This is a genomic window from uncultured Microbulbifer sp., from assembly GCF_947489355.1.
GTDB lineage: Bacteria > Pseudomonadota > Gammaproteobacteria > Pseudomonadales > Cellvibrionaceae > Microbulbifer.
The window spans coordinates 23,340-46,836 of sequence record NZ_CANLDD010000035.1 but is presented as its reverse complement, the minus strand read 5'-3'; the positions used below and the strand labels follow the sequence as shown (position 1 = coordinate 46,836).

Below are 23,497 nucleotides of genomic sequence, written 5' to 3'. Positions count from 1 at the left end.
TCGGTGGCGGTGCGGCCCGCCTTAACGACTATGTGGTAATGCACCACCGGGATAAGGTGCCCTTTGATCCCGATAAATTGTATCGGATTGAAGCCCGTGTTTATTTCTACAATCATAGCGACACCACCCGGACCCTCTACGCGGGTCTGGCCGGCTTCGATGCCAATGGTAATTATTGCAATGCCAGCGGAGCGAACAGCACCGGCAGCCAACACTATGTGCTTGCGCAAAACCTGAACCTGGTGGGGGAGTATTGGCAAAGGCTGGTGGCCTATGTAAAGGGCAATGCCAGCGGTAATGCCGAGTACAGTGTCGCTCGCGAAGGTAACCATATCGGCAACCCCGCCAAACTGCAGGCCAATGTGCGTTTTATGGCCCCGATGTTTCGTGGGAATTACTCCAACAAAGAGGGCTCAATGCTGATCGACTACGTCAAGATCGACGTAGTGGAAGTGCAGGACCAGCGCAACCTGCCGTTGATCCAGTCCGGTATCGCCAGCCTGCCCACCAGCTCCGCACTCTCCGCTGTGGATGCTGGTAGCACTGCCAGGATCAACATTGCCGCCCACTCGGTGCAGTTTGATTTTGGTTTGGTGAACTATAACGCCGGCAGTATTAGTGGCTTGTCGTTCAGCCGAAAATACTATGTCTATTGCGATGATCCAGGCCCCAAAGGCGGAGCCGTCACCTACAAGGCCACCACCATCTATTCCCAGCAGACCGCCGGTACCTGGCGCCGCTCGGTCGGCACCATCCGGACACCTGCCAATGGCGGTGGCGGCACCGTGCCGGACGATCCCTGGTGCGTGGCTGCCGGCACCTGGTTGACAGAAAAGCTGCAGGCGGATCACTGCAAAGCGGGAGATCTGATCGACTGCTGGGATATTGGTGACAGCGATACCCATCTGGGCGCGATTCAGGCAGTAAAACCCCAGGACGAAGTGCCTTGTGTACTGCTCACCATGGCAAGCGGTGCCCAGGTGATTTGCAGCTGTGAAACCCCGGTGACTGATCCACGCGGCACAGTGTACGAAGCCCAGCATTGCCAGGGGGTGACACTGGGTGTGCTGCATAAAGAGGAACCGCTCACCTGGGAAATCGTCGAGCGGGTCGAATGTGCCGGCCTGCGCACCGTGTACAAGATCAGCGTGGGTAATATCAGCTATGCCGCCGGTGTGGACAGAGCGCACCGGGTTATTACCCACAACGGAGCCCACAAGCCCTAATAGCTAATTAAGGAAGCAACATGATTGAATACATTCAAGCCACTGGCATCAGCAATGCCGGAGAAGGCGAACACTTTTACGAACTGACCAGCGGCATCTATGTCGGTGATATTGTGCGCATCTCGCAGGTACGCAATCCAATTGATCTGGACCAGGACGGCAGTCCCGACCAGTTTGCCTACAAGATGTTCGGTGCCTTCGTCACCACGGATAACCAGCTGCGCAGCAATGCTGCCGGCACCCCCTGGCAAACACCGGGCAAGGTGGAAACCCTGCAAGCTTCCGCTGTGGCCGAGGGCACGGAGAATGAAGAGGTCAACAAAGGGGCCTGGCGCATGGAGTGTATCCAGCGCACAGTGAACCTGCGGGTGGTGATTGGGGAGTGAAAGGGCTCCTGTATGAACGCCTGAAAGAAGTAACCAACTGGCGGCTAGTTTGAAGGATTTACGGCGACCGGAAAGAGCTGAGTTCAAAAATGAACACCGGAATAAACTGACTCAGCGCAGCCCGCTGAATCAAGCTTGCACCCACCCCATACAAATGCTCATTTCTTTGAGCAACCGCCATAATAGCTTGTAATTCCATTTCGTTGAAGTATGACGGATGAAATGATAAAAAGTGCGCCGTAACATAATCAGCGTGCCTAGATCATTAAGACTTCCCAAGCGGGAGTTGTTAGTAATCTGCAGGCGGTCGAGGGCCAGCAGGCACAAACTGATAGCCCGGTTTTATCCCTTGTGCCAGAAGATCACGCACTTACAGCACAATTACTGTTGCCTGTGCGCTCTGTGGGTTTTGTCAGTGCTGGTCATATGGGCACCAGCCTTAGTGGAGGGCAAAAGCAAAGAATTGTGATGACCTGCACCTTATATCGCGCACCTTGCATCCTGTTCATGGACGAAGCAACCAGTCATCTGGATATGGCGAATGAATCGCTGGTTAACCAACATATTCAACAACTCGCCATTACTCGGGTATTGGTTGCTCATAGACCGGAAACAGTCAAATCTACAGGGAGGTAGATAAATCTAGCTGACAATGTGTTGGCATAATATTTAACTTAATGAGACAATAAAATGAAAGAACTTACTATGAATGAGGTTGAGCAGATAAACGGAGGATGGGTTAATGTATTCTTGCCTGTCGCCGTTTCAGTTGGCTCAAGATTTCTATCAAGTCAACTCGCAAAACATGCACTCAGTAGTGGCTCTTTGGCTTATGGAACTTTTAGAGCTGCAGTAGGGGCTCATGAGAAAGTTTTTGAAATGCCTTAATGGTCAAGTCTATCATTCTTTGAAATAGTATGATATTTACAGCCAGGTTGTAGATATTCAGCCTGGTTTGTGCTATGCGCTTGAATGGTGTTTTTATGAAAACTTACAGACAGTGCCCAGAGTGTAAAAAAAATACAATCAATATAGCTGAGTTAAAAAAAGGAACATTTTGTTCATCTTGTGGTGCAGCTGTTTTAATTGGAGCTTTGCATTCTGGGTTGGTTAGCATTAGTTTGGCTCTAATGATATCAATATTAGTAGAAAGAGATTTTTTAGGGCTTGCTATCGTTGTATTGTTCATGCTTGCATTGAGAGCATTTTTCTTAGAGGAATTTGATGCCCGATTCCTGCCTATAAGTAAGATATAGATAAATTCAGGAATTGGCATATTTTTGGATTCAGTAAGCTCACAGCTGAGCAGACTCAATTTGTCATGGATCGGTTGAACAATAGACCAAGAGCAAGTAGAGGCGCCCGGTCACCAAATGTAGTGGCATAGTGAATTTGGCTACCTGATTTTGAGTGTATGATCACTCACCTATGACTGGGACGATCTTGGCAACCTTAAAAGCCGTGAGGAGCAAAGCGGTGATAAAAGCCTGCGCGAAGACTTTGTCTATGACGAATTAAACCGCCTCACCAGCGCCCAGCTGGCTGGCCGAGAAGCTCAGACCCTGCGCTACAACGCCATCGGCAATATCACCTATAAAGCCGGCGTGGGCAATTATGTGTATGGCCAGAACGGTGCTGGTCCCCAGAGGCAGTTTGCAGAAGACCCTGAGAACCTATGGCTGGTTGATGATGGCCGGAACCAGAGTAAAGGGGACAAAGGCCTTGATAAGTGGATGCCACCCTATGAGCCAGTGCAGGCCATCTATGTTAAGCGGTTTATGGCAATTGTTGAGAAGTATGGGCTGCGCTTTTCGGAGCAGGAATCTACACAGATTTTGGCGCGGGTGAAGGAATAAAAAGATAGGAATAGATTGGCTAATAGAGGCTGGGATGGCCAGAATGCCAAGGTTGATCTGTTATTTTTGGCATTATTTTTTGGCAACAACAAAAAAGGGCTTACGCCGATTGACGTAAGCCCTTGATCTATATGGCGCGCTCGGGAGGATTCGAACCTCCGACCGCCTGGTTCGTAGTCCAGCCACAAGGGGGTATAAAGGTCGCTAATGTGCCGGAAGCCCGCATGAAATCTAGTTTTCTATTACCAATAGACTCCTATAGTTTTGTTCCATGTGGACACTTTGTGGACACCTTGGTTAGTTCTTCATGTGCGCCAGGGGATTCCGTGTGACGGCATCTTCTAGGTGTTCGGGTGCCAAGTGCGCATAACGCATAGTCATCTTAATGTCAACATGGCCTAGTATCTCTTTTAGCGTCAGCAGGTTGCCGCCATTCATTACGAAATGGCTGGCGAAGGTATGCCGGAGTACATGGGTACACTGCCCTCGGGGCAGAATAATACTGCTCTTTTCCAGTCCACGGACAAAGGAACTATAACAGTCCTGAAATAGGGGGCCTGTGTGAGGGTTTTCAGCAAATATCTTGTCTTCCAGTTCCTTGGAGATTGGTACCGTTCGAGTTTTGCCGCTCTTGGTACCTGCATAGGTGATCCGGCAGTTCCGTATCTGCTCACTGCGCAGTCCTTCGGCTTCTCCCCATCGAGCACCAGTGGCGAGGCAAATATTGGCTACCTGGAGCACATGCTTAGACCGGCTCTTTGCCAGTGTCGATAGTAGCTTCTTGATTTGGTCCAGGCTGAGGAAAGACAATTGTGCCTGGTCGAACTTGAGAGGGCGTATTTTCGCCAAGGGGTTTTCTTTGCGCCAGTTCTCTAGGCGGATCAACTCGTTAAACATGGATTTGAAATAGCTCAGATCATGGTTGCAGGTGTTTTCCGTGCATGGCCGAGATTTTCGTTTTCCCCCGTTTATTCCCGGCGTTGTTTCAAGCCCGCCAGCCATGCGCTTTCTGCGGAATTCGGTGTAGAACTCAGAAGTGACCCTGTGAGCAATGGGATCACCCATCATTTGACACAAAGCTAGTAAGTAGTCTTGTCGCTCTTTACCCCCTTTTAGGGTATGTCCGTGCAATTTGTACCAGGTTCTCACCAGCTCGCTTAGCTGCCTTCTATCTCGTTGAGGCGGTGACCATTCTCCTTTGTCGGCAGCGGCAAGTTGGGAACGCTCCCAACGTACAGCTTCTGACTTGGTATCGAATGTGCGGCGTACCCGTTTGCTGTCGCGTCCCAGGGGTCGACAATTGGCCTGCCATCGGCCACTTTCAAGTTTATTTATCGCCATTGTTCGGTGGCTCTAGGAATGCTGGAGTAGATAAACCGATATCGATTCGTGCAGCTATCAGCTTGCACAGAGGTTTCTCGCTGTCCCGTACAGCCTCAATCTTGGTTAGGCCGCCATAGACCACCCACGGTAGCAGCTCCGGAATAGCCTTACCGATGGATGCAAATACTTCCTCGGTAATCCTGTGCCGACCGTACTCGATATTCTGAACCTGGTGGAACTTGAGTCCTAGTTTTTCGGCGAATTCCGACTGAGTGAATCCTAGTGTCTCACGGATGATTCTCAGCCGCCCTCCGGCACTGTCTTCCGTTGATTCCTTCACCTTTGCACTCCTCTATCGCTGTTTGCGCGCGAAATTTAGCCCATTGCACACAAAAATTACAAGAGAAAACGCTTATTTAACACATAACAGATGAATATCACGCCTTATAAATTGATTTAACGTAAATATGTGTTTAAATAATTTTCCAATAAGTTTTTAAAACGTACCATCGCAACGTCATCAAGAGTAATGGAGTGCAAAAAATGGCCGCAAAACTAGATCCACCACCCCTCAAGTCACCCGTAGCATCCATGGAACAGTTTGCTATTGATACCGGGCTAACCCTGCCAACTATCCGGCGTCAAGTGCAGAGGGGGTACTACCCCACAGTGAAGGTAGGCCGGTACAAGCTGATTAATGTAATCAAGCTGGCCCAGCGTTGTCTGGAAGAAAAGGAATGACAAGTCAAGCCACAACTAGGGTGCAGACAATGGACTACACCCAGATCAACCGGGATGTGGTGGCGGCGCTTGAGGGGGATCACTCCTTTCAGTTCAAGCGCCAGGAGAGGCACTTTCAGCAGGGGCGCTGCCCACAGTGTGGTAAGCGCTCCGCCTGGATCAGTGTTGAAAGTCCCATAGTGGTCCGCTGTAACCACAAAAATAATTGTGGCTATGAGGAGCCGGTACGGGACATATACCCGGATATCTTCGAGAACTTCTCCAAACGCTACCCGGCTACACCAGAAGATCCGAATGCCACAGCACGGGCCTATATGGGTCATGTACGCCAGTTTTCGTTAAGCAAAATTGGTGATTGGTTCGAGCAGGGAGCGCGGCTGCTACCGGGGGGCGGCTACGCCCCTACCGTGCGTTTCCATCTCGACGGTGGCTACTACTGGGAACGGATCATCAATAAAAACGATGAACGATCTCTGGGTGAGAAAGCCTTCTTTAAAACGGGGTTTCGTTACGCGGACGGTAAATCGTGGCAGCCGCCCGGCCAGGTGCTGGAAAAAAGTGATGTGGTGTATATCGTCGAAGGGATTTTCCACGCAATTGCACTGTGGCTGTGCGGGTTTAAAGTCGTTGCCGCTTTCAGCAGCAACAATCTTCCCTGGCAAGTAATCGAGGCCCACAAGCAGCAGGACATCACCTGGCGTCTGGCCTATGACAACGATCCCGCCGGGGAGCGCATGGGCCGGTACTTTGAGCAGCTGCAGGATAAGGGGGAGCAGGTGGATACCTGCCTGGTGAGGGGTTCCGAGGATTGGGACGATCTCTACCGCCTCGACAGGATCACGCCATCCTTTATTGAAGAGTGCCTGTATCGCGGGCGCTTGTTTACCGCCAAAAGCATCGAAGAAAAAGCCTACCACTGGTACTGCAGAAAACGCCGCAGCTATACGGTGTTGGAGTTTGACAACCGCCTGTACTCGGTTGAGGTGGAAGAGGCCCTGAGCCGGTATCTCAGCGAAGTGAGCGAACAGCTCAACCAGGATGACATTGAGGAGGGTGACAAGGAAAAGCCGGCAGTTAAAACCATTGAGGATGCCCTGGCCACCGAGCGTGGCCGCGAGCTGTTCGACCGCAGCCTAAACACCACCAGTATCAGCAACTGCCTGCCCAGGTTCCTCTACTGTGAAATCAATAAAGAAACCCGTGAGGTTGCCTACTATTTCAATATTGCCGTACCCCGTGGTATAGGGCTGCAGGTCGCCTTTACCGGTTCCCACCTGGAAAGTCCCAAATCCTTTAACAAGGCTCTGTTAAATCAGGCCCCCGGCTCCACTTTCGACGGCAGCGAGCACCAGTTAAAACTATTGAGAGACCGCTGGTTTGACGGTGGTGTCAAAACCGTGGAAACCATCAATTTCCTGGGCTATGAGAAACGCTGCCAAGTGTATGTCTTTCAGGACTTCGCCTTTCACAATGGTCGTAAACTGAAGCGCAACCGCCAGGGCTATTTCACTGCCGGCAAACAGCGTATCAAAACCAGCTTCAAGAGTTTTAAGCACTACCACAATACCGATTTCGCCCCCGCCTGGATCGGGGACTTTCACGCGGTGTTTTCTAACCCGGGCATGGTGGCTTTGGCATTCTGGTTGGGCTCCCTGTTTGCCGAGCAAATCCGTATAGAGCTGAAAGCCTTCCCGTTTTTGGAACTCACCGGTGAGCACGGCGCCGGTAAATCCACGGTGATCGAATTCCTATGGAAACTCTGCGGCCGCGATGATTACGAAGGGTTCGACCCCGGCAAGGCCACTTTTTCCAACCGCACACGCAACTTTGTGCAGGTCTCCAATCTGCCCCTGGTGCTGATCGAATCGGACCGCAATGACAAGGCCAAGAAGGGCGCCTTCGACTTTGAAGAGCTGAAGACCGCCTATAATGGGCGCTCACCCCGCGGTACCGGTGCGCGTAACAACAGCAACGACACCATCGAGCCACCGTTTAGAGGCTCCATTGTGATCGCTCAGAATGACACCGTAGACGGCAGTCCCGCGCTGCTCTCGCGAATTGTCCACTGCCATGCCACCAAAGACCATTTTTCACCGGCCACAAAACTGCTCGCACAACGTTTTGAACGTGTGCCCGTAGAGGAGGCCAGCGGGTTTCTACCGGCTGTGCTGCACAGAGAAAAAGCCATTCTGAAAAAAATCCTCGGTGATTACCCAACACTGGATGCGGAGTATGCCCACCGCGGCGAGATACACGACCAGCGTGTGGTCAAGAACCACGCCATGGTATCCGCCATGGTTGGTGTCCTGCCCCTGGTGTTTCCCGCGTTGAGTGAGGCCACGGTTAAAGACATCCAACACTATGTCTACCTGCGCGCGGTCAATCGCCAGGGCCGGCTCAGTGCCGATCACCCGGAAGTGCAGAAATTCTGGGAAATCTACGACTACCTCAATGTGCGCTTGGTGGATGATCCACAGGCCCCGTCCATATACACCGATCACAGCGGCAAAGTGGAGGCACAAACCCTCAACCACAGCAAAGATCCCACGAAAATTGCCGTCCATTTGATTCATTACAAACGCGAGTGCGAACTGGCCAAGGTGGATCACCCCGATATCAACAACCTGAAAAAACTGCTGCCAAACAGCCACCGCCGCAAGTTTCTCAGCTGCAAAAACGTCAAGTCCGCAATCGACGATGACCGCACCCGCTTTTGTTGGGTTTTTGGGAATCCAGACGCCAAAACGGGGGGCGCTTGAAAAACGGAGGGGGGTATCGGAAAGACTGAACCGAGCGCACCAATAGTAGTAACTGGCCGGAAAGCCACACGGGGCAAGGGTTTCAGAGAATGGGGCCAAACGCACCTGGGGTGAACCGGGAATGCACCAGGTTCAGTAAACAGGAAAAACAAAACTGAACTTTTTACTTTTAAAAAATGCTTGTAAATCAATTGGTTCAGTTTTCGGTTCAGTCTGGTGCGTTTTATAACCGCACCGGAAAACAGGCGTTAAGTGCATGAAAAATCGAGTTTTTTGTACAGCACTCAAGGGTGGGTTCGCTCAGTTCAGTCTTTCCGACACCCCCCTCCTTATCCGGGATCCGCAAGATCCCAGCAGCGAAGCCCACCGCCGCAACTGTCTGGCTTGGCATTTGCTCAGCACCCGTACCCGCGCCCAGATATTGGAGTGGCTCAGCAAACAGCCAGTCGCCCTGCGCGGGGATATGCGCGCACGCCTTAACCGGTTGCGCGAGCAATTCAAGGAACAGCGCAGGGAGAGTGCGCACCCATGAACCAGTACCGGCTGCGGCTTTTCCACTGCGTGAGCGAAATGCAGGTCTATCACGCCTGGCTCAACAACGCTGCCGTGCATCGCGCCTCCAGCTGGAGTGCGCTGGTCTGTGACGAAGTGCTTTTCGGTTGTCTCGCCCGCGAGGCCGCCTACACCCACCGCGGGCAAAGTCCGCGGGCATTTTCACCACTGGAGGGACACCCAATGGGAAATGAGATTGTTGTACTGGATTTGGCCCAGGTCCGGCAGATTCGCCTGGCGCTGGCCTTGTGCCGCGAGCGCATCGCCTGTCCTGCTACCACCACGGTGGTTCAGGAAGAGGCCATGCGCGAGCTGCGCGCCGCGCAGGCAATTTTTCTGGAGCACGAGGAGCGTGTGAGCCAACTGCAAACCCTGAACCGGGAACTGCTCGGAGGTGGTCATGTGCGCGCTTGATATCCATATCACCCTTTTTCCAGAGATGGCCGACAAGGTCCGCGCCTGGGTCCGCCGCCGCAAAGAGCTGGAGATGCTGGGAGAACTGGGCAAATTGTCCCTACGGGAGGCACAGGAACGCCGCCAGATTGACTTCCAACTGGCAAGATTTACTAGCGCGATGATGCAACTCGTAGAGCCGGTGCAGCCGACGCTGCATTAATGGAGGCACCACCATGAGCACTCAACTGTATGCGGCCATCCGCGAAGACTCCAGATACTTTTACCAGAACCCGCCTCAGCGGGCCTTGCCGTTCCCGGTGAAAATCCTCAACACCACGGATTGCTACCGCGTCAAGGGGAACGGCGATCAGTACCGCCTTGCCGACGTTTGCCTGTTTGTAAAAGCTGGTAACAGTTATCGGCCCCTGAATGGGGAGGCGGTGGGATGAAATTCTGGCGTTATGTGATTGGCCTGGCGGCACTGATTTTCTGCGGTACCTCGCTGGTGTTTTCCGTGGGCCTGTGGATCTCAATTCCCGCCGCGGGGGCTGGACAACTGGTGGCGGGATTAACCGCCTGTGCCCTGGAGCTGTGCAAGTTCGCATTCGCGCCTTTCGGATTGTGGCTGCGCGCCCAGGGGCGCCCGGTGGGCTACGCCTTGCTGCTGCTCTGGCCGTTGCTGGTGGTGATCAGTATCGCGGCCACGGTGGGGTTTTTGGCCGGCCATACAACCCAGCAGCAACAGTTGAACGTTCGCGGCAGCCTGGAATACCAAACGTTTAAACAGAAGCTCGCCAGTATTGAGCAGCAAATCACAAGCCTAAACGGTGTCATCAAAACCGACGCAAAGAACGGTTATCGGCAGCGGGCGTTGAAAACGGTTGAACGGTTGGCCGAACTGGAACAGCAGCGCAACCAAGTGCTGGCCCAGCTCAACACCCTGCGTGTGCCGGCCACAGACAGCGCCCAGGCCGCCTTTGCCAATCTTGCGGCGCTGATCCATATCAATCCCGCAACGCTGCAACAGGGCGGCCTGCTGGCTTTGGCCATTGTGACGGATGTGGTTGGTCTGGTTGCACTGCTTGCGTTTAATTGTTCAGGAATATTCAGCGCCCGAATTGAACGTTTAGCTCCCAGCGCTGAACGTTCAACCCCAACCCTTAAACGTTCATGCCAGACCGTTGAACGTTCAGGCTCAATTTCTAAACGTTCAGCTCAAACCGTTGAACGTTCAACCCCAACTTCTAAACGTTTAGCCCAGACCGCTGAACGTTCAGCAGTCACTGTTGACCAGAAAAAAACGGTTGTAGATAACGCCAAAAACAATTCTAGGCTTAACCCTCAACAGGTGGAACTCGCCGCCCGTATCCGGCTCGGTGAGTTCGGCCGGCAACCGGTGCTGCGCAAGATCAACCGAGCAGTACGCGGTGGCAATCTGGTGGTCAAGCCCGTGTTCGATTCCCTGCTGACCAGTGGTGAGTTGATACGCAAGGGGCGCGGCTACGCATTGGTAGCGATCCAGGGGAAAGGCGCGCAATTGAACGGTAGCAATCTTGAATAATTTTTCTCGCGCTTCGGCGCATTCATCCAGCAGTAACTACCAGGGCTGCAGGTATCGAGCCCATTTTTAAAAGGATCTGACTATGGAAATCCAACTAGAAAGCACCCAACCTCCCGTTACTACCCAGAAACCAGTACAGCCTGAAACCCCCGAATGGACAAAATTTGCAGGAAACGAGACTGGTGATCTTCCGGCAGGGATTGAAGCAGATACCCCAATCGCTATTCGCCTGCGCGAAGGTAAAGAACTGTTTGCGTTTGCTGGTGACTCGTTTGACCTGCCCCTCGGGGATTGGGATCACGACGACCATGAAAAAGACATCGTGGCCTACCGCCTGCTGTCCCCCAAAGACGCGCGAGAGTTTATCGGAGCCCAAGCTGTTATCAAATACGTCTCCAGACACCTGGAAGAAGACATTGATCACTGGGCACGTCTTACCCATGCTCTAAAAGCAAGATTCGACAATCCCCTGTTGGAATACATGCTGCCCAAGCTGGTTGCCGCCCTCCGTTCCCCTGAAGGCTGCGGACATAAAGCAGTCGCTGCAAACGTCACTCAATCCGAAGCCTGGGTTTTACAGCAAGCCATGCCGGCGTTTAGCGAACCATCCAAGTAAGAAAAGCCCCGAGCCGGTGAAAGGCCGGCACCTATTAAAGGGAGTAACGCACATGAGCGAAATTTTTAAATCAACAGTGCGGGCACCAGTGATCCGCTACCACGGGGGAAAATTTCGCCTCGCCCCCTGGATCGTAGGATTCTTCCCACCGCACCAGCTTTATACTGAGGCTTACGGGGGAGCGGCAGGGGTTCTGATGCGCAAGGTACGCAGCCACGGCGAGGTATACAACGACTTGGACGAAGACATAGCCAACCTCTTCCGCGTACTTCAGCAGCCCGATAGCAATGCCCGTCTGCGCGAACTGCTGGTGCTTACGCCCTACGCCAGGTCCGAGTTTGAATTGTCCTGGGAAGAGACAACGGATCCCGTAGAACGCGCCCGGCGCACTGTGATCCGCGCTCATCTCGGATTTGGCAGTGCAGGCGCCACCAAAAACAGTACCGGATTTCGCATAGACACCCGTCGTCGTTACTCTACCGCAATGCAGGTGTGGTCACGGTATCCCGACAATTTGGTGGGAGTCCTCGACCGCTTGCAGGGGGTGTTGATCGAGAACCGCCCGGCAATCGAAATACTGGAGCAGCATGACAGTAACGATTCCCTCCACTTTGTGGATCCACCATACCTGCACGAAACGAGGAAGATGGGCTATGGCGCCTGCTATCGACACGAAATGACAAGAGATGACCACAGGGAACTGCTCTCAGCTCTGTGCAACTTAGCTGGCATGGTGGTGCTGAATGGCTACGACTCGGATCTGTATCAAGAGGCATTACCAGATTGGCGTATGTACACCAAACAAGTCGCAGCGAGTGGTGGACGCGGCAGTGTAAGGCGCACGGAAGTGCTGTGGCTAAGTCCGGCCTGTGAAGCGAGACAGAAACAGCAGGGACTCGATTTAGTCGGGGGTGGTTTGTGAGATACGGCAGCGTGTGTAGTGGTATCGAAGCGACCAGCGTTGCGTAGGAACCACTCGGGTGGTCCCCTGAAAAAGCGCGTGAGCTTGAGGATAATTCCAATTACACTGGCTGAGGTAAGCGTAAGATTTTTTTTGATGGTTAAAATTTTTCAAAAATATTGAGGTCAAAGACTATTTGTTGCTTTTTCAAGAACTAGAAACTAAAAATTTGGTTGCAAATCAAAAATCATTTGGTAAATTGTTATCCGTTAGGATTTGCTTGTAAGTCAGAATAATTCTCTAACAGGAAACTGGAGAATAACGCCATGGATAACTTTTCTGTAATTTCTATTTCGGCATCTCAGGCTGAGCAGTTGGATTTGTGTCGAACAGATTTGATTGACGAAGTATCGACTGTACGGCTTGCTCTTGCCTCTCTAAATCTTGACTCTCCGAAGAAATCAAGTGCAGCATTCTTACAGCTGATTAACGAGAAACTGTATCGTATAGAACGGCGCATAGACAAGGAAATGAAACCAGTCACAGACTGGTATGTTAAGAATATCTAGTGATTTTTTACCGACTCCAACAGAGTCAGGCGGTCCTTTTCTGGCAGTGTCATGATCAAGCCCTTGAGCGCTGTGTACTGATCACTTTTGGGCGGGCTGATGGTATGGCAGAAACTGAGGTCACACACAAAGGTGTGGCCGCAGTCTTTGTTTTTGCAGGCGCAATATAACTGGGTGAGTTTGGGATCTATCCTGTTGCTACTGGTGATAACTGCTCTGGACTCACATTTAATACAGGTTATCAGCATGTCGGGAGATCTGGCCCTGTGAACTCTATCTTCCATTATATAACATTGGTCTAAAAAATATATCTTCCGAGTGCTCATTTATTGCTTAAATTCCGGCTTTGAAAATTGAATCCTGCGCCCCTGGGGTAAGTGTGCATTCAAGGCCAGAAACACATCCTGCATCGGCACCACCTCGTTTTCGTAGTAGACGCGGCTGATCTTTTCGATATCGCCGAAGCCGCCCACGTTTTCCGGCATCACACCGGCCAGTACGGGCTGGATGCGCCACATACTGATCACATCGTTGCGGCTTAAATTCTTGACCCGCTCGAATTCATCTCTCGTCGCAATATCCCCCACCGGGATAATCTGCACCGACTTTTCCCTGCCATCTGGAATATTCACAAACAGGGAGCGGAAATTGCCCGCTCCCTTGCTCTGGCGCACCTGTTCCTTGATCAGCTTTTCGTCTTCTTCACTCAGGTTTTTATCGGCTGTGTAGAAGACATAGCCCATATGGGCGCCGTTGCGGTAATACTTGCGTCGGAACAGGGTGCTGTCTTCATTCAGTAACACTGCCTGTACACCGCCGAGATACTGGGGCCTGCCATAGATCTGTTGCTTGGGGTCGTACTCCCTGAGCTGGATCACTTCCCCAAGGGCGAACAGCACCGGGTTGTCGCCGTTGGGTTGCAGCAAGCAGTAGCGGTCCGCTTCTTTGCGGCGGCGCATATTCAGTGCGGGCAGGTGCTGCAGGCGCAGTACCTGGCCAAAGGGGTTGAGAATTTTCTTGAAATAGCAGTGCCCGAATACCGCGTGATCAAAGCCGGCATTGGCCAGGTCTTCAGGCGGGAGAACGTCGCTGGCGATATACCACTTGCGCAACATATTGCGCTTAAAATAGGGAATGGTGCCGTGGTAGGCGCTGGCGCCAAGTAGTTTCATCAGCCCGCTCAGGGACACCGGCGGCACATAATAGTCGCCGTGGGGTTCCAGAAAGGTGCCCAGGTAATCGGCAAGATTATTATCCAGCACCGGCTCGGGATCGCCAAAATTGAAGACCCTGGAGCTGTTGCCGCCGTGTGCCGCTGGCTGTGCCGTCTTCGTCTTGCGGTGGTATCTGCGTTTGCGTTTGCTCATGGCAGGGATCCGGTTAAGCGGCGAAGGCCCAAGTAGACTTGCGCCGGTTGCGGTTCAGGGGTTCGTTGCTGAGCGCGTGCATCACCGCCCAGGCCACATCGGCATGGCCGGTGGTGCTGGTGCGGTTGGCGGCATAGGTGATCTGGTCCTTGCCGGTGGTGGTCTGGTGGATCTGCAAAAACGCCTGGGGAATATCCGTGTGTTCGGCGTCCCACTGGATACGCTGGCTTTCGATCACATCCTGGGTCTTGAGTACCAGGGCGGTTTTGGTTTCCAGACCGTAGTGAATGGGTGTGGCGCGGCGAAAGAAATTCTGTACCATCTCGAACACACCGTGACCGGGACCGGTGCAGTCGATACCGATAAACTGCACATTGTATTTTTCTGTCAGTTCCCGTATCCGGTTGGCCTGGTACTGCCAGGCGCGGTTGCGCAGGACAATTTTTTCCAATACCCGGAATTTGTCTCCCTCCTTGAGCGGCGGTGCCACCACCACAATGGCGGCGCCGTCGCCACTGCGGGAGGGGTCGTAACCGATCCAAACCGGGTGGTTGCCGTAGGGGCGTTCCTGTCGAATTTTAAAATCTGCCCAGACCTCATGGGTGTCCACTGCCGCGGCGAGCAGATCGTTGAGATTGAAAACCGATAGCCCGGCCTCCAGAAACCGGCACAGATATTTATTGTTAAAGGCGGCTTCGCTGCTGGCCTCATCCCGCAACTCGTCGATATCGAACAGGTTGCAGCCCTGCTCCTCGGCATCCGTTACGGTGATGATATTGCGCCATACCTTGTCCGGTCCCAGTTGCCCATACTTGAGTGTGGCATGGCTGAGGTCGAAGGCGATTTTTCCCTTGCGCTTTTTGGCGTAGCGCTCGCCGCTCCAAAATGGGTAGGCACCATGGGTTTTCATGGACGGCACCGAGAAATAGGTCCGCCGCCACTTTTTATGGGACGCCATACCCGAAACTGCATCGTCCAGACGCTGGAAATCCGGTATCCAGAACACCTCGTCAATATACAGGTGACCGTGGTAGCCCTGGGCGGTGCGGCCATTGGTGGAGACAAAGCGCAGTTCGGCACCATTGGACAGGGCGATAAAGTCCGCGCCCTTTAATTCAATCCCGAAGTATTGGCTGGCGAAGCGGAGAATGTAGGCTTTGAAAATCTCCGCCTGGCTGCGGCTGGCGGACAGGAATACCTGGTTGTCGCCACTGACAATCGCGTCCTCGAACGCCTCCCAGGCAAAATAATAGGTGGCGCCGATCTGGCGGCTTTTGAGGATAAAGCGGGTGCGCTGGTTTTTGTTGGCATGCCAGCGGTGCTGGTATTCAAAGAAGAGTTCCTTGCGGATTTCCTCCAGTTGCTCCGGTGTGATCTCGCTGATATCGTTTTTGAGTTTGCGTTTTTTGTGCTTGCCACCACTTTCACCACGATTGCCTGCGGCCTTTTCCCTGGCGCTGCGCGCTTTTTTCAGATCGATGCCGGCCAATTTGTCGAGCAGATTGCCGAGCTTTTCAATCTCTTTGTAATCCTCAGAGGATTTGTTGGGCTTTTCCGCCAGCACAATCAGGCGCCGCGCCGTGGCCTGCTCCACAGTTTCATGCTGCAGCAGGGTTTCCCACTGGCCCTTCTCGGCCCACTGGTACACCACCCGTACATTGTTCAGGTTCAGCTGTTCCACAATCTCTTTTGCGGACAGTCGGCGCAGCCACATCATTTTCGCAGCTGTCTTGATTTCTTGCGGGTAACTGGTCATGGGCGGCAGTGTACGCAATTCGCCGCTGTTACCGAGGGGGCAAAATTCCTAAAAATTCCTGGATCGCGAAATTAGGAATTTTCAGGAATCAAAGGGTTTGTTTCCCCCGTTTTCGGCCCTTAGTCTCGCGCCCATTGGCTGAATTCCAACAGACAACACACACGGGGAAACCTCGATGCCGCGAAAGCTCACAACCAACTGGGTCAAGGTGGCCACTAGCGGTCCCACCGTCGATGGCCGCGAGGTTCCCGCCCGGGATATTGTAGATATGGCCGAGGGCTATGACCCACAAGAGTACACCGCGAATATCTGGTATGAGCATATCCGTATTTTCGGCAACCTGGGCAAGGTGGTGGCGCTGAAGGCGAAGGTGGACGGCAAGGGCCGGCAGTGTCTGTTTGCCCGATTGGCACCCACCGATGAATTAATTTACCTCAACAACCACGGCCAGAAACTGTTTACCAGTATCGAGATCCAGCCGGAGTTTGCCGGCACCGGCAAAGCCTATCTGGCCGGCCTGGCCGTGACCGATTCCCCCGCCAGCCTGGGCACCACCGAACTGCAATTCAACCGCGTACAGAAGCCGGACAATTATTTTGCCAAGCCAATTGCGCTTTCCGCGCTGGAACTGGAAGACAGCCAGGGGCTGCTCAGCCGCCTGCTGCAATCGTTTGGCAGGGATGCCCACTCTGAACCCCAACCGCAAGAGAACAAGTCCATGGACGAGCAACAATTCAATATCCTGAAAACTACGCTGGAGAATTTGCAGGAACAATTTGCCCAGCTGGAAAACCGCTTTGCCGGTCAGCCCGAAGCCAGTGGCGGTGATCACCGTCAAGACAGCGACAATGCTGCAGATGACAGTGCCCCGGTGAGTAAAAAAGAATTCCAGTCCCTGCTTGCGCGGGTGGACGCCCTGGCAGAAAAGTTTGGCAAGGGGGGCGATCCCGCACAGGGTGCAGGGGAACCGGCCCCCGCAGCTGCAACCCAGGCCGAGTTTGCAACGCTGTCGCAACAAATTCAGACCCTGAGCGAAAAATTCAACAAGGCCCTCAACACCGAAACCCCCGGCACCAGAGTGCCCCAGGGAACGGTCGACGGCGGTAATCCTCGCGTGCTTTAAGTAGGCATCTCTCTTTTTTGAATTGGACATTCTTTTTTATTGTACGGAAACACAAGCCATGCAACCGAAAACCAAACAACTGTATACCGCTATGCTGATCGCCATGGCCACCACCTACGGCGTGGAGTCGGTGGCGGAATCCTTCAGTGTGGTGCCCACCATCGCCCAGGAACTGCAGGACAGGATCGTCGAGAGTGACGGCTTCCTGCAGGAAATCAATGTGGTGCCGGTGGACGAGATCAAAGGCCAGAAGGTGATCGGCTCCGCTGCCGGCCTGGTGCCCAAGCGCACCGATACCGACAACAACGACCGCCAGACCAGCGATGTGTTGTCCCTGGGCAGCAAGGACTATGAACTCTTTTCCACCGAGTTCGACACCCATATCAAGTGGGCCACCATTGACGCCTGGGCCAAGTTTCCCGATTTTCAGGAGCGCTACGGCAAATGGGTGCGCAAGGCCATTGCGCTGGCGCGTATCCGCGTGGGCTGGGTGGGCACCAGTGCCGCAGCGGCAACCATTCCCGCCGGCAATCCCAACGGCGAGGACGTGAACAAGGGCTGGCTGCAGCACCTGCGCGAGTATAACAGTGGCGCCCAGTGGTTCGACGGCTCCAGCGGCACTGCCACAGTGGGGGAAATTCGTATCGGTAAAAGCGGCGATTTTGAAAATCTGGACGCTGCCGTACACGCGGTAAAACAGATGATCAACCCCTTGCACCGCGGTGCCCAGGATCTGGTGGCGATTGTGGGCGAGGAACTGGTGGCGGAGGAAAAAGCGACCCTGTACAAGGCGCTGGGGCAAACCCCCACAGAAAAAGAACGCATCGAAAACGAAGTGGTGACGCGGGTCTACGCCGGCCTGCCGCTAAAAACCGATATCCCCTTTTTCCCGGCGCGGGGCATTTTAATCACCAGCCTCGACAATCTCTCCATTTATTACCAGAGCGACAGCTGGCGCAGGTCGGTTGCCGACAACCACAAGCGCAACCGCGTGGAGGATTTTAACTCGGTCAACGAAGGCTATGTGGTCGAGGACGAGGAAAAGGCCGCGGGGGTGGAATTCGCCAATGTGCGACTACCCAATGGTGAAGGGGGTTGGGCCTAAGCCAACAGGATGCTTGCGGCTTCGCTTTCCCTTGCGGGCGCCGGAGGTTTTTTTAACCAGGATCAATACCACAGGTTTGCACCATGCCGTTTATTACTTTGCAACACCAGGCGCGCGCCCGCGCCCGCACAGCAGCACAGGCCGCCGCTGCTGCCTCCACTGCCGTCGCTGTTGCCGCGCAGACCACAGTGCTGCAAAGCCCGGACCGCACCGTGATCGAAGCGGCTCTGCAGGCAGATCTGCAACTGTTGTCCGAGCGCGCGAACGTGCAGGAAAAAATCGCCCTCAAGCGCCAGTTGCTGCCCAAGTATCTGCCCCATATTCAGGATTACCGTGAAAGCGGTGCCCAGTACCCGAACCCACTGCTGGTGTACTGCCTTATTTGGCTTTTGGATGTGGAGGATATCGAGCAGGCACTGGAACTGGCGGCACTGGCCATTGCCCAGCAGCAACAGTTACCGGCGCGCTTCAATCGCGATCTGCCCACCTTTGTGGCGGAAACTCTGCACGACTGGGCCGAACGCCAGTACATGGCCAACCGCAGTGCCAGCCCCTATTACGAGCAGGTGTTGGAAAACGTGGAGCAGGGAATCTGGCCGGTCACGCAAATTATTGTGCTGGGCAAACTGTACAAATTGGCGGGGCTAATTTGCGATCAGCAGGAAGACTTTGCCAGAGCGGTGCATTGGTATGAAAAGGCAACGGCAGCGAATGATAAGGCGGGCGTGAAAACCCGCTTGGAATCTGCCAGGAAAAAATTGTAACGATCCCCCCACCCGCGCGGGCCAGTGGGGCGTCTGTCGCCCGGTGCGATCAGGCAAACCACTTGGCACCGCGTTTTTACAGTCAATCAGCAGTGGAAATGGAGGTCGGTTTTCAGATGGCGATCAAGCGATTTTCGATAGGCAATATTGTGCTGTTTCAGGGGGAAGCGCTGGAGGTATTGGGGCGACTGGGGAATCAGAGTGTCGGCGCAGTGATTACCGATCCACCCTATGCGAGTTCCGGCGTTTCGGCAATCACCAAGGCGCAGGCACCAAGCCAAAAATATCAAGGCATTCATGTAAAAAATAAACACCCGGAATTTAATGGGGAAAACCGCGATCAGCGCAGCTTTCACTTCTGGAGTTCCCTGTGGGCGTCCGAGTGCTACCGGATTGCCCGGGAGGGTGCGCCGATCTGTGTATTCAGTGACTGGCGTCAGCTGCCGACCACGACCGACTATCTGCAGTCCGGTGGTTTCACGTTTAACGGCATTGTGCCCTGGGATAAAACCGAATCCTGCCGCCCGGCAAGAGGGAAGTTCCGCTGCCAAGCGGAGTACATTGCCTGGGGCTTCAAGGGGCGCTGCCAGAGCGACAAGCACCCGGTGTATTTGAGCGGGGCCATCCGCGAGCGGGTAAACCCGAAAGAAAAACTGCATATGACAGCCAAACCTGTTGCGGTCATGGCGCACCTGATTCAGGTGGTGCCGTCGGGTGAAACGGTGCTCGATCCGTTTATGGGCAGTGGCTCAACCGGAGTGGCGGCGATCCACGCCGGGTTGCCTTTTATCGGTATCGAAGCAACCGTGGAGTATTTTGCGGTGGCCAAAAAGCGTCTGAGCTCCGCTTACAAAGCGCACCATAAAGGGCAATAGACAATGAGCTTCACCGGTAAGCCCGATCACTACCTGACAACCACACTGGAGAACAACGGGTTTTTTCCGGATCTGGTTTTAGGGGATCTGCAGAAAATGTACCGGGTACCGGCGGAATACGATCAGGCAAAAGTGGAGCACCTGCTGCGCCTGGCCATGATCGATGTGAATGACAGCCTGGCGCAACAGCAGGACACCTGGCAGCGGGTCGGATTGTCCACCCTGGCTGAAGTACCGGCACCGATCATCGGTGGCAAGCACGCGCTGCTGGTGCAATACCAGCGCGCCGTGTTCGCCCTGGTCACCGCCATGGCCTTTCGTCAGTTCGCGACGGTGACACGCCGGGAGGTGGGCGAGCACCAGGCCAAGGAAAGCCCGCACACCGAACAGCTGTACCGCGCGGAATCGGATCAGGCCCTGCGCCGCCTGCGCGGCATCACCACCAATATCACCGCGGAGCTGCTCTGATGGCTTTGGAAAAACTCACCGCTATTACCGCACACCTGCTGGCTGCCAATCTGGTGTCCGCGGAGCAATTGGACAGTTGGATGGAAAATGGCCAGATGGAGCCTGCCAGCAAGCACCTGGGCCAGGGCCTGCGGGTGTGCCGGCAGAGTTACGACGCGGTGATCCAGATTGAGCGCTATGCCGGTGATCCGGCGCTGCTGTTTGCCCTGGTGACCACCTGGCTGATGGAGCACGACAAGACACGCTTCGATCAAGACCTACCGGCACCGGATGTGGATGTGGACGTGATCGACGAGCGTGTTGCGGATGTGGAAATCACCATCCGCTTTGCCGAGGACGTGGATCTGGTGGAGGACGACAACGGCCCCATTGCCTACCGGGGCGCCCGCTGGGCGGTGGCAGCGGTGCCGGTGGACAGTGCGGACCAGGTGGCGGTGGGGGACAACAAATCCCTGCCCACAGATGCCCCCTATGCGCGCGACCCTTGATATCAGCGGGCACCTGACCCTGCGCCGGCAGCTGCAACTGCTGACGCTGAAGCCGGCCCAGCGCCGGCGGCTGGCGGCAACCCTGGGGCGCAAGGTGCGCGTGTACAGCCGCAAGCGGTTGCGGGCACAAAAAGATTTGCGCGGCCGCACCTGGGCACCGCGCACTAAACCCCGCAAGGGCGGCCGCAAACTGTTGCGGGGTATGAGCAAGCGCATGGGCCTGCACAGCGACCCCCGCGGTGCGGAGGTCGGCTACGGGGCCAACGTCACCGGCAAGATTGCCTACGCCCACCAGCACGGGGTGCCCGAAACCTGGAACGCCGCCAAGGCGCACAAGCTGCGCGGCAGGCCGGATTACGAGGCGCCGGCCACGCGGCGCCAGGCGCGGGCATTAAAGCGGGAGGGCTATGTGGTGCGCCGTAAAGGCGGCAAAAAGAAAAAGCCCACCATGCGCTGGATTACCGAGCAGATGACCCAGGGCCAGGCGGGCCTGATTTTGAAACAGATGCGCGAGGGCGGGCAGTCGAAAAAAAGCTGGGTGATCCCGCTGCCGGAGCGCAGTTTTCTCGGCGTCGACGGGCGCGAGATTGAGGCGCTGACCAATACGATTTTTGATGAAGCGTTACAGCGGATTCAACGGGTGTAAATCCTGTGTCTGCAGCGGATTTACACATAACGAATTTATCGACAGTACCTGTACGTACAACTAATTGATCGAGGGCAAGGCCATGGCACTGGGAAAAGTGACCGTCAACAACCTGAATCTGAGCCAGGGCAGTTTTGATGAAATTGAACGCAAGACCCTGTTTCTGGGTGTGGGTCATATCAGCACCGGCGCGGGTACGGTGATTGCGCTGAACAGCCAATCCGATCTGGACCAGTTGCTGGGCACGGAAGTTTCACAAATTAAAACCCAGGTAAGCGCGGCCCAGGCCAACGGCGGTGAAAACTGGCAAGCCTGGGCGCTGCCCATGGCGGTGGACGACGATTGGGGGGACGCGCTGGATCTGGCCCTGCACAGTGTGTCTCCGGAACTGGTGGCACTGTGTACGCCGGCGGCGTCGGCGGGCGATCTGGAAACCGCCTTTGCCAAAGCCGAGGCCGTGCGCACAGACCAGGGGCGTCGCCTGGCAATCCTCAGCGCTACCCCCGGTATCGATGATACCGAGCAAACCTGGAGCGATTACCTGGCGGCACAGGCCGCTATGGTGCAGCCCGTCAACGCCTATCGGGTGTCCGCGGTGCCCCTGTTGCACGGCAATAACCTGGGTGTGCTGGCGGGACGCTTGTGCAACCGCGCGGTGAGTATTGCCGACACGCCCATGCGCGTGGCCACAGGTCCGGTGCTGTCTTTGGGATCGGTGCCCAACGACAGTGCCGGCGTGGGCCTGGACAACGCCCTGCTGTCCAGTTTGGACGCGCTGCGGTTGTCTGTACCGCAAACCTATGCCGATTACCCCGGCACCTTCTGGGGCGACTGCAATTTGCTGGACGCGGAGGGCGGCGATTACCGCGTGATGGAAAACCTGCGCGTGGTGGACAAGGCCGCGCGGCAAATCCGTATATTGGCCATCAGCCGACTCGGCAACCGCCTGTTGAACAGCACCCCGATTTCCATTGCCTCCAACAAAACCTATTTCTCCCGGCCCCTGCGCGCCATGGCGCGCAGCACCAGAATCGGCACCAGCGAGTTTCCCGGTGAAATCAAGGCGCCGAAGGATGGCGATATAGAAATCGTTTGGCCAACACGGGATAAGGTCGAGGTATACCTACGGGTTACGCCTTACAACTCCCCGAAAGAAATTGAAGCAAATATTGCGCTGGACCTGACAAACGCCAGGTGATTTAGATTCGTCCGAGGAAGATAACAATGGCTGGGAGGGTTTTTAATCATGCTGGGACCAGTACAGAAAATGACAGCGCGGTGACCTGCCGCTACTGGGGCGAATTCATATTTTATAGCTGAAGAGAGGACTTTCTAATGAAAACCACACCGTTATTCCTGCTATTCCTGCTATTCCTGGGGTTAAAGCTATGTGGCGTCATCACTTGGTCATGGTGGTGGGTGACTGCACCGTTGTGGGGCGTATTCTTTCTGGCCTCTGTTTTTCTGATGTGTTGGCTCATCTACAAGATGTTAAAAGTCGCTCTCAAATAAGTGTGAAAAACGAGCGGGTTACGCTCAAGTGAAAAAAACAGTGGGGTATTAGCTATGTCCAAATTATCCGGCCGCGATATCGATGTCACCATCGGTAGCTACCGCGTCAATATCGATGAGGCCAGCCTGACCATAGAGGACGCCACCGCGGCGACAAAAAACCGCGGAGTGCCCGATGGGTTTATTGAGGGCGAGGTGTCGGCCACTGGTGAGATGAAATTCAACAGCGGCGAGCTTGCCACCATTCTGGATGCGGCCAAAGAGGCCGGCAGTTTTCGCGATCTGCCCACCTTTGATCTGGTTTTCAATGCGGAGTCTACCGACGAAAAACTGAATATCGAAGCCTTCGACTGCAAATTGCGCATTTCTGATCTGCTCAGCGCGAGCCAGAACAATGAGCGCTTGATGCACACCGTCACCTTTGAGGTCACCGGGCGCGAGTTTGTCAAAGTCAACGGCGTGCCCTATTTGCGCCAGGCGGAAATCGAGCGGTTGAACTAGGGGCTG

At 54.5% G+C, this 23,497-nt stretch carries 29 protein-coding genes and 1 pseudogene; 25 read left to right on the top strand and 5 right to left on the bottom strand.

The genetic code is table 11. The features are described from left to right. From Q1A48_RS14030 to Q1A48_RS14005, 6 genes and pseudogenes are all read left to right on the top strand, one after another. Nucleotides 1-1,226 (top strand): annotated as a pseudogene (locus tag Q1A48_RS14030) (hypothetical protein); the annotation flags it as partial. Between the two features lie 20 nt (nucleotides 1,227-1,246). Then, nucleotides 1,247-1,612, top strand: a complete 366-nt coding sequence (locus tag Q1A48_RS14025; RefSeq protein WP_299945990.1) for a hypothetical protein — start codon at nucleotides 1,247-1,249, stop codon at nucleotides 1,610-1,612. Between the two features lie 261 nt (nucleotides 1,613-1,873). Continuing rightward, nucleotides 1,874-2,248: an ATP-binding cassette domain-containing protein gene (locus Q1A48_RS14020; RefSeq protein WP_366523419.1), complete on the top strand. Its 375-nt coding sequence runs from the start codon at nucleotides 1,874-1,876 to the stop codon at nucleotides 2,246-2,248. 54 nt (nucleotides 2,249-2,302) lie between these two features. Continuing rightward, the gene (locus Q1A48_RS14015; RefSeq protein ID WP_299945987.1) at nucleotides 2,303-2,500 is read left to right on the top strand and encodes a hypothetical protein; all 198 of its coding nucleotides are present in this window, start codon (nucleotides 2,303-2,305) and stop codon (nucleotides 2,498-2,500) included. 95 nt (nucleotides 2,501-2,595) lie between these two features. After that, on the top strand, nucleotides 2,596-2,868 hold the full coding sequence (locus tag Q1A48_RS14010; protein WP_299945985.1) for a hypothetical protein: 273 nt from the start codon (nucleotides 2,596-2,598) through the stop codon (nucleotides 2,866-2,868). A 360-nt stretch (nucleotides 2,869-3,228) separates the two neighbouring features. Continuing rightward, complete coding sequence (locus Q1A48_RS14005) at nucleotides 3,229-3,468, top strand: HNH endonuclease (RefSeq protein WP_299945982.1); 240 nt, start codon at nucleotides 3,229-3,231, stop codon at nucleotides 3,466-3,468. A 297-nt stretch (nucleotides 3,469-3,765) separates the two neighbouring features. Here Q1A48_RS14005 and Q1A48_RS14000 read toward each other — a convergent pair whose 3' ends face one another. Continuing rightward, on the bottom strand, nucleotides 3,766-4,809 hold the full coding sequence (locus tag Q1A48_RS14000; protein WP_299945980.1) for a tyrosine-type recombinase/integrase: 1,044 nt from the start codon (nucleotides 4,807-4,809) through the stop codon (nucleotides 3,766-3,768). After that, nucleotides 4,796-5,131, bottom strand: coding sequence for a helix-turn-helix transcriptional regulator (locus Q1A48_RS13995; RefSeq protein ID WP_299945978.1), 336 nt, complete (start codon nucleotides 5,129-5,131; stop codon nucleotides 4,796-4,798). The genes Q1A48_RS14000 and Q1A48_RS13995 overlap by 14 nt, the downstream gene beginning before the upstream one ends. A gap of 203 nt (nucleotides 5,132-5,334) precedes the next feature. Between Q1A48_RS13995 and Q1A48_RS13990 the strand changes: the two genes are divergently transcribed. From Q1A48_RS13990 to Q1A48_RS13945, 10 genes are all read left to right on the top strand, one after another. Beyond that, the gene (locus tag Q1A48_RS13990) at nucleotides 5,335-5,532 is read left to right on the top strand and encodes a hypothetical protein (protein WP_299945976.1); all 198 of its coding nucleotides are present in this window, start codon (nucleotides 5,335-5,337) and stop codon (nucleotides 5,530-5,532) included. 29 nt (nucleotides 5,533-5,561) lie between these two features. Continuing rightward, the gene (locus tag Q1A48_RS13985; protein WP_299945973.1) at nucleotides 5,562-8,291 is read left to right on the top strand and encodes a toprim domain-containing protein; all 2,730 of its coding nucleotides are present in this window, start codon (nucleotides 5,562-5,564) and stop codon (nucleotides 8,289-8,291) included. Nucleotides 8,292-8,547: 256 nt separating this feature from the next. Further along, a complete protein-coding gene (locus Q1A48_RS13980) occupies nucleotides 8,548-8,823 on the top strand; it encodes a hypothetical protein (RefSeq protein WP_299945971.1) in 276 nt (91 codons plus the stop codon). Beyond that, entirely contained in the window at nucleotides 8,820-9,257 is a 438-nt protein-coding gene (locus Q1A48_RS13975; protein ID WP_299945969.1) for a hypothetical protein, read from the top strand. The genes Q1A48_RS13980 and Q1A48_RS13975 overlap by 4 nt, the downstream gene beginning before the upstream one ends. Continuing rightward, complete coding sequence (locus tag Q1A48_RS13970; protein ID WP_299945967.1) at nucleotides 9,244-9,459, top strand: hypothetical protein; 216 nt, start codon at nucleotides 9,244-9,246, stop codon at nucleotides 9,457-9,459. Before Q1A48_RS13975 ends, Q1A48_RS13970 begins: the two co-directional genes overlap by 14 nt. A 13-nt stretch (nucleotides 9,460-9,472) precedes the next feature. Further along, nucleotides 9,473-9,688 carry a hypothetical protein gene (locus Q1A48_RS13965; RefSeq protein WP_299945965.1) on the top strand — a complete coding sequence of 72 codons (216 nt, stop codon included), beginning with the start codon at nucleotides 9,473-9,475 and terminating at the stop codon, nucleotides 9,686-9,688. Beyond that, nucleotides 9,685-10,800: a hypothetical protein gene (locus Q1A48_RS13960; protein WP_299945962.1), complete on the top strand. Its 1,116-nt coding sequence runs from the start codon at nucleotides 9,685-9,687 to the stop codon at nucleotides 10,798-10,800. The genes Q1A48_RS13965 and Q1A48_RS13960 overlap by 4 nt, the downstream gene beginning before the upstream one ends. Before the next feature lie 82 nt (nucleotides 10,801-10,882). Next, nucleotides 10,883-11,416, top strand: a complete 534-nt coding sequence (locus Q1A48_RS13955; protein WP_299945958.1) for a hypothetical protein — start codon at nucleotides 10,883-10,885, stop codon at nucleotides 11,414-11,416. A 52-nt stretch (nucleotides 11,417-11,468) separates the two neighbouring features. Beyond that, nucleotides 11,469-12,338, top strand: a complete 870-nt coding sequence (locus tag Q1A48_RS13950) for a DNA adenine methylase (protein ID WP_299945955.1) — start codon at nucleotides 11,469-11,471, stop codon at nucleotides 12,336-12,338. A 305-nt stretch (nucleotides 12,339-12,643) separates the two neighbouring features. After that, nucleotides 12,644-12,886 (top strand): hypothetical protein, encoded by a 243-nt coding sequence (locus tag Q1A48_RS13945; protein WP_299945952.1) that lies wholly within the window; start codon nucleotides 12,644-12,646, stop codon nucleotides 12,884-12,886. Here the strand turns inward: Q1A48_RS13945 and Q1A48_RS21865 are convergent. The 3 genes from Q1A48_RS21865 to Q1A48_RS13935 all read right to left on the bottom strand — a co-directional run bounded on the left by Q1A48_RS21865 (nucleotide 12,883) and on the right by Q1A48_RS13935 (nucleotide 16,027). Beyond that, nucleotides 12,883-13,134, bottom strand: a complete 252-nt coding sequence (locus tag Q1A48_RS21865) for an ogr/Delta-like zinc finger family protein (RefSeq protein WP_366523418.1) — start codon at nucleotides 13,132-13,134, stop codon at nucleotides 12,883-12,885. The two genes, Q1A48_RS13945 and Q1A48_RS21865, sit on opposite strands and share 4 nt — an antisense overlap. Nucleotides 13,135-13,212: 78 nt before the next feature. After that, nucleotides 13,213-14,253, bottom strand: a complete 1,041-nt coding sequence (locus tag Q1A48_RS13940) for a phage portal protein (RefSeq protein WP_299945949.1) — start codon at nucleotides 14,251-14,253, stop codon at nucleotides 13,213-13,215. A gap of 13 nt (nucleotides 14,254-14,266) precedes the next feature. After that, complete coding sequence (locus tag Q1A48_RS13935; RefSeq protein WP_299945946.1) at nucleotides 14,267-16,027, bottom strand: terminase family protein; 1,761 nt, start codon at nucleotides 16,025-16,027, stop codon at nucleotides 14,267-14,269. 157 nt (nucleotides 16,028-16,184) lie between these two features. On the opposite strand from Q1A48_RS13935, the gene Q1A48_RS13930 reads away from it, so the two are divergent. The 9 genes from Q1A48_RS13930 to Q1A48_RS13890 all read left to right on the top strand — a co-directional run bounded on the left by Q1A48_RS13930 (nucleotide 16,185) and on the right by Q1A48_RS13890 (nucleotide 23,491). Then, complete coding sequence (locus tag Q1A48_RS13930; RefSeq protein WP_299945943.1) at nucleotides 16,185-17,132, top strand: GPO family capsid scaffolding protein; 948 nt, start codon at nucleotides 16,185-16,187, stop codon at nucleotides 17,130-17,132. Nucleotides 17,133-17,190: 58 nt separating this feature from the next. After that, nucleotides 17,191-18,237: a phage major capsid protein, P2 family gene (locus Q1A48_RS13925; RefSeq protein WP_299945941.1), complete on the top strand. Its 1,047-nt coding sequence runs from the start codon at nucleotides 17,191-17,193 to the stop codon at nucleotides 18,235-18,237. A gap of 83 nt (nucleotides 18,238-18,320) precedes the next feature. After that, a complete protein-coding gene (gpM, locus tag Q1A48_RS13920; protein ID WP_299945938.1) occupies nucleotides 18,321-19,001 on the top strand; it encodes a phage terminase small subunit in 681 nt (226 codons plus the stop codon). 98 nt (nucleotides 19,002-19,099) lie between these two features. Next, entirely contained in the window at nucleotides 19,100-19,876 is a 777-nt protein-coding gene (locus Q1A48_RS13915) for a site-specific DNA-methyltransferase (RefSeq protein ID WP_299945935.1), read from the top strand. Nucleotides 19,877-19,879: 3 nt separating this feature from the next. Next, nucleotides 19,880-20,344: a head completion/stabilization protein gene (locus tag Q1A48_RS13910; RefSeq protein WP_299945932.1), complete on the top strand. Its 465-nt coding sequence runs from the start codon at nucleotides 19,880-19,882 to the stop codon at nucleotides 20,342-20,344. Next, nucleotides 20,344-20,832, top strand: coding sequence for a phage tail protein (locus Q1A48_RS13905; RefSeq protein ID WP_299945929.1), 489 nt, complete (start codon nucleotides 20,344-20,346; stop codon nucleotides 20,830-20,832). The genes Q1A48_RS13910 and Q1A48_RS13905 overlap by 1 nt, the downstream gene beginning before the upstream one ends. Further along, complete coding sequence (locus Q1A48_RS13900; protein WP_299945927.1) at nucleotides 20,816-21,478, top strand: phage virion morphogenesis protein; 663 nt, start codon at nucleotides 20,816-20,818, stop codon at nucleotides 21,476-21,478. The genes Q1A48_RS13905 and Q1A48_RS13900 overlap by 17 nt, the downstream gene beginning before the upstream one ends. An 82-nt stretch (nucleotides 21,479-21,560) precedes the next feature. Next, nucleotides 21,561-22,676, top strand: a complete 1,116-nt coding sequence (locus Q1A48_RS13895) for a DUF2586 domain-containing protein (RefSeq protein ID WP_299945924.1) — start codon at nucleotides 21,561-21,563, stop codon at nucleotides 22,674-22,676. A 368-nt stretch (nucleotides 22,677-23,044) separates the two neighbouring features. Beyond that, nucleotides 23,045-23,491 carry a phage protein gene (locus Q1A48_RS13890; RefSeq protein WP_299945922.1) on the top strand — a complete coding sequence of 149 codons (447 nt, stop codon included), beginning with the start codon at nucleotides 23,045-23,047 and terminating at the stop codon, nucleotides 23,489-23,491. Nucleotides 23,492-23,497 lie beyond the last annotated feature (6 nt).